This window comes from Pseudomonas sp., from assembly GCF_050739655.1.
Taxonomy (GTDB): Bacteria; Pseudomonadota; Gammaproteobacteria; order Pseudomonadales; family Pseudomonadaceae; genus Aquipseudomonas.
This window is the reverse complement of the sequence record NZ_JBOIBY010000614.1, coordinates 1-5,577: the sequence shown is the minus strand read 5'-3', so window position 1 is coordinate 5,577 and position 5,577 is coordinate 1. Positions and strand designations below refer to the sequence as shown.

4 protein-coding genes are annotated in these 5,577 nt (G+C 59.4%); 1 reads left to right on the top strand and 3 read right to left on the bottom strand.

Annotation, left to right across the window (positions count from 1 at the left end; all coding sequences use genetic code 11):
- Positions 1-298: 298 nt before the first annotated feature.
- The 3 genes from ycaC to ACRESJ_RS29345 form a co-directional block, all read right to left on the bottom strand.
- Positions 299-925 carry an isochorismate family cysteine hydrolase YcaC gene (gene ycaC / locus ACRESJ_RS29355; RefSeq protein WP_431761007.1) on the bottom strand — a complete coding sequence of 209 codons (627 nt, stop codon included), beginning with the start codon at positions 923-925 and terminating at the stop codon, positions 299-301.
- Between the two features lie 67 nt (positions 926-992).
- Positions 993-2,831: an amidohydrolase gene (locus ACRESJ_RS29350; protein WP_431761006.1), complete on the bottom strand. Its 1,839-nt coding sequence runs from the start codon at positions 2,829-2,831 to the stop codon at positions 993-995.
- A 9-nt stretch (positions 2,832-2,840) separates the two neighbouring features.
- Complete coding sequence (locus ACRESJ_RS29345) at positions 2,841-3,452, bottom strand: antibiotic biosynthesis monooxygenase (RefSeq protein ID WP_431761005.1); 612 nt, start codon at positions 3,450-3,452, stop codon at positions 2,841-2,843.
- A gap of 407 nt (positions 3,453-3,859) precedes the next feature.
- On the opposite strand from ACRESJ_RS29345, the gene zapE reads away from it, so the two are divergent.
- Positions 3,860-4,999: a cell division protein ZapE gene (gene zapE, locus ACRESJ_RS29340; RefSeq protein ID WP_431761004.1), complete on the top strand. Its 1,140-nt coding sequence runs from the start codon at positions 3,860-3,862 to the stop codon at positions 4,997-4,999.
- The last annotated feature ends 578 nt before the right edge of the window (positions 5,000-5,577 follow it).

Here is a 5,577-nt window from a genome sequence, read left to right as displayed (position 1 = left end):
GACGCAGTCGAACTCATCGCATGTAGGTGCCAGCGAAGCCAACCGGAGGGCGATGCCCCCGGATGAATGCCGGAGCGAAGGAACCCCGAGCTTTAGCGAGGGGCCGTACGAAAGGGGCGAGACCTTTTGGTTCCTTTTGGGGCGTTTGCCAAAAGGGACTCGCTGTAAAAGCGAAACCATAAGCCGCCATTACCGCAGCAACGGATATGTACACAATCAAAAATCGCGGTCGGCTCTAAGGCCGCCAAAAAAATGCCCGCAACAAGGCGGGCATTTTTACTAACGTCGAACCAAAAGCTTACTTGGCAGTAAACGTGGTGTAGCTGTTAATCAAATTACGGTAGTTAGGAATACGCTCCGACAGCAGATTGGCCAGGCCTTCCATGTCATTGCGCCAGTCACCTTGCAGCTCGCAAGCCACCGAGAACCAGTTCAGCAGCTGAGCACCCGCCGCCGACATACGCGCCCAGGCCGCTTGTTGCACGGTAGTGTTGAAGGTGCCGGAAGCATCAGTCACCACAAACACATCAAAACCTTCAGCCAGCGCCGACAAGGTCGGGAACGCCACGCAGACATCCGTCACGACACCGGCGATGATCAGTTGCTTGCGACCGGTGGCCTTCACAGCCTTGACGAAATCTTCGTTGTCCCAGGCGTTGATCTGGCCCGGGCGAGCAATGAACGGAGCGTCAGGGAACTGCGCCTTGAGTTCCGGCACGATCGGGCCGTTTGGACCCTGGTCGAAGCTGGTGGTCAGCACCGTTGGCAGGTTGAAGAACTTGGCGATATCACCCAAGGCCAGCACGTTGTTCTTGAATTCGTTTGGCGAGAAATCCTGTACCAGCGAGATCAGGCCGGTCTGGTGGTCGACCAGCAGCACAACGGCATCGTCTTTGTTCAGGCGCTTGTATGGAACGTTGCTCATAAGTAACTCCTAGGTGGATGAATGTTGCTTGCAGCGCCGGCCTCAGGGACCGGCGCTTTTTTATGAATCAGAAGGCAAAACACGAGCAGCCAAAGGCGCCCCAGAATCCGGCGAAATCACTTACTGGCGCATTCGACAGGCGCGCCCGTTCATGGCTGTGGGTATGCACCGCGCACGGACCACTGCACTGATGGACCTGTGCTTGCAGCGGCGAATTCGGCCGCCAGTGGCCAGGCACTTTCACCACCGGCGACCAGTCCGGAAGCACCGGAACGCTCGCCGGGCCAAGTTTTTCGAAGTCACCGGCGGCGTACACCACCTTGCCGCCGACCACCGTCAACACCGACTCAATCCACTTGATCGCTTCTTCGTCGACGCTGAAAAAATCCGCACTCAAGGCGGCGATATCCGCCAGTTGCCCGACCTTGATCTGGCCCTTCTTGCCCTGCTCCGACGAGAACCAGGCACTGCCGTGGGTGAACAGTTCCAGCGCGGTCTGGCGTGACAGTCCTTCAGCATGCAGTTCCATGCCACCGACGGTGCGGCCGCTGACCATCCAGTACAACGAGGTCCACGGGTTGTAACTCGACACCCGCGTGGCGTCGGTGCCCGCGCCCACCGGCACGCCTTCGGCCAGCATGCGCCTGATCGGCGGCGTGGCTTCGGCCGCCTTGGCGCCATAGCGTTCGACGAAGTATTCGCCCTGAAACGCCATGCGATCCTGGATCGCAATGCCGCCACCCAACGCCCTCACCCGTTCGATGTTCTGCGGGGTAATGGTTTCGGCGTGGTCGAAGAACCATGGCAAACCGTTGAACGGAATGTCGCGGTTGACCTTCTCGAACACGTCGAGCATGCGGCTGATGGATTCGTTGTAGGTGGCGTGCAAACGGAACGGCCAGCGCTGTTCGACGAGGTGCCGCACCACCGGCTCAAGCTCGTCTTCCATGGTTTGCGGCAGGTCCGGGCGCGGTTCGAGGAAGTCCTCGAAGTCCGCTGCCGAGAACACCAGCATTTCCCCGGCGCCGTTGTGACGAAGGTAATCGTCGCCCTGATGCAACTGCACGCTGTTGGTCCAGTTCTTGAAGTCGGTCAGCTCTTCCTTGGGCTTCTGGGTGAACAGGTTGTAGGCGATGCGTACGGTCAGTTGCTGGTCCTTGGCCAACTGTTCGATCACCTGATAATCGTCCGGATAATTCTGGAAACCGCCGCCAGCATCGATGGCGCTGGTCAGGCCCAGGCGATTGAGCTCGCGCATGAACTGGCGCGTGGAGTTGACCTGATATTCCAGGGGCAACTTCGGCCCCTTCGCCAGGGTCGAGTAGAGAATCATCGCGTTGGGTCGCGCCACCAGCATGCCGGTCGGGTTGCCATTGGCATCGCGGACAATTTCACCGCCCGGCGGGTTCGGCGTATCGCGGGTGTAGCCCGCCACGCGCAGCGCAGCACGGTTAAGCAAGGCGCGGTCATACAGGTGCAGGACAAACACCGGTGTGTCGGGCGCGGCCTGATTGAGTTCTTCAAGGGTCGGCATGCGTTTTTCAGCGAACTGAAATTCGTTCCAGCCCCCCACCACCCGCACCCACTGCGGCGTCGGCGTGCGATCGGCTTGCTCCTTAAGCATGCGCAGGGCATCAGCCAGTGACGGCACACCTTCCCAGCGCAATTCGAGGTTGTAGTTCAAGCCGCCACGGATCAGGTGCAAGTGTGAGTCGTTGAGGCCGGGAATCACGCAGCGGCCCTTGAGGTCGATCACTTGCGTGCCCGATCCGCGCAACGCCATGGCCTCGGCATCGCTGCCCACCGCGACAAAACGGCCCTCGCTGATCGCTACGGCGCTGGCGAGCGGTTTTTCACGGTCGACGGTATGAAATTGACCATTGAACAGAATCAGATCGGCGTTCATCACGGTTCCTTAAGACGAAGTGGAATGGGATTGGCCGGCTTCCAGCCACGGTGCAAAAACACGCGTGGCCAGCGGCATGAAGACGTACACCACGGACAGCACGATGGTCAGGGTGATCAGAAACGTGGCGACCACGTAACTGGACAGGAAAGTGTTGAGTCGCAGCAGCGGTCCCCAGAGCAGCGGCACCAGCAAGGTGTGCGGCAGGATCACCAGCAACGTGACCACGGCCTGCTTCCAGCGAGGTGGCGGCGAGGCGGCATCGGACGGTGCCGTGAACCAGAATTCGTTGACCGGATTGACCTCGGTCTGATCGCCGTCGGCCAGCATGGGCGTGGCTTCGTCGACCAGCGTCTGGCGTTGCGGTGAGTCGAGCCAGCGCTGCATGGCCTCGGTGGAACAAAAGCGCAGCACGCAGGTGTACGTGTCCAGGCCAGCGTGCTTGCCGCGCACCACGTCCACGCCCAAATGCCCCACGCTCTGCCCCGCCACCTTGACGATATTGCGCAGCCAGGCTTCATAAGGCGCTTCAAAGCCGGCCTTGACCCGGTGCTTGACGATCAACGTCACGACTTCTTCGAAGCCCCGCGACGGTGTGTCGAGTGAAAGGGATTCAGACATGACGAAGCACTCCGGCAAGACAACATGAGGGGCAAAAAACAAACGCTAATCCCCGGCATTGAAACGCCGGGAGCAGTTGGGATAGTGCCGCAGCCGTGGACGAAGAAATTGGATGTACGTGCTCTTTTTCAAGGCGCTCATGTAACGGCTAATCCCCTGAACCAATTACTGTAGTCGCTCATCGGCACGTCCACCGGAACCGTGAAATTCGACCGCGATCAGTGGCTTCCATTGATCTTTTTGAGCAACGCCAGATAGAGACGCTGATGGAACCTGTACATACAGCAACATTTTGTCCAATTGCAGCCACATTTCCTCGACACAACTGGAAGCAAAAATGCCCCTTTGGTTAAACTATGCCGCCGCAGCTCGGGGAGCCTGCCAGAAATTTACGGGATGACATCACAGTGGCCGTTCGACCGACCAAGCATTCGCGCCTCACACCGCGCTGGCCATCGTTGCGCCGTCTCTTCGGCAAGGCATCGACTGCGCTCGCCAGCGGCTCGACGGGCGATCGGGTCATCCACGACTACTTTCACCACAAGGCGCTCGCCCAGGGCTACACCCTCAGCCATAGCCAGCAACGGGTGATCGGCTGCATGGCCCAGCACGCCACCTCATTGCTCGGTGCCGGTGCCAAGACGCTTCCCGGTCTTTATCTGCATGGCGCCGTGGGCCGTGGCAAAAGCTGGCTGCTCGACGGCTTTTTCCAGGCCATTCCTCTTGCACAGAAGCAACGCCTGCACTTCCACGAGTTTTTTGCCCGGCTGCACCATGGGATGCACAACCATCGCGATCAACCGGACGCGCTGGCCACCACCCTCGATGAACTGCTCAGCGACTGCCGGGTGCTGTGCTTCGATGAGTTTCACGTGCACGACATCGGCGACGCGATGTTGATAACGCGGTTGTTCAAGGCGCTGTTTCGTCGAGGCATCCTGTTGCTGGTCACCTCGAACTACGCCCCGGAAGGCCTGCTGCCCAACCCGCTTTACCACGCGCGATTCAAACCGGTGATCGATCTGATCAACGCGCGCATGCAGGTCATGGAAGTCGGTGGGCCACATGACTACCGCAGCCAGGCCAGAAACCACGCGCAGCAACTGTTTACCCAAGGCCAATATGTCTGGCCCGCCACCGATGCGCAGCGTCAGGCGGCCAATCTGCCCGAGGCCAATGCGCCGGCCATCGCCCTACCCGTCGGCACACGTCACCTGCCCGCCCGCTACTGTGAAGGGCGTGTCGTAGGCTTTAACTTCGGCGATCTGTGCGACCAACCTACGGCGGTCATGGATTACCTGGAACTGTGCCGGCGCTTCGATCACTGGATCATCGATCAATTGCCTAACCTGGCTGACTGCTCCATCGCCGCCCAGCAGCGCTTCATCAATCTGGTGGACGTTTTGTACGATCAGGACAAGCATCTGATTCTGCTTGGGCAATGTTCTTTGCGTGAAAGCCTGGATGGGGATGCCATTGATCTGGCGCGTACGCGCAGTCGGTTGGGTCAGTTGGTTGAGGTTCGGGAGTTGGCCGGGATTTTTTGATTGAGTACATATCCGTTTCTTCGGTAACGGCGGCTTATGGTCCGCCCTTACGGCGGGTTACTTGGAAAAGCGCCAAGTAACCAAGCGCTTTAATCACCTGACGTCCGGTGCCTCGCTTAGGCTCGGCATCCCCTCGCTCCGGTGTCCATCCGACGGCGCAGATCAAGATCAAAAGCAAAAGCAAAAGCAACGGCCAGGGCCAGGGCCAGAACCGGCTTCTCCTGTAGGAGCGGTGCTTGCCCGCGAAAAACGTCCAGGCAACGCGTTTATTCAGGCAGCCAGCGTCATCGTTCACGTCCATCGCTGGCAAGCCAGCTCCCACAGGTTTTGCATGTGCAAATAGATCGTAGGTACAACACAAATCCGTAGGAGCCGGCTTTGTTGGCGATGGCGGTAGTGAGGACGCCATCGCCGGCAAGCCAGCTCCCCCAGGTGTTGCATGTGCAAATAGCTCGTGGGTACGACACAAATCCGTAGGAGCCGGCTTGCTGGCGATGGCGAATTCGAAGCCGCCATCGCCAACAAGCCGGCTCCTACAGTTGTTCTGCGTACACCCCCACCACTCAACAGGCCGAGCG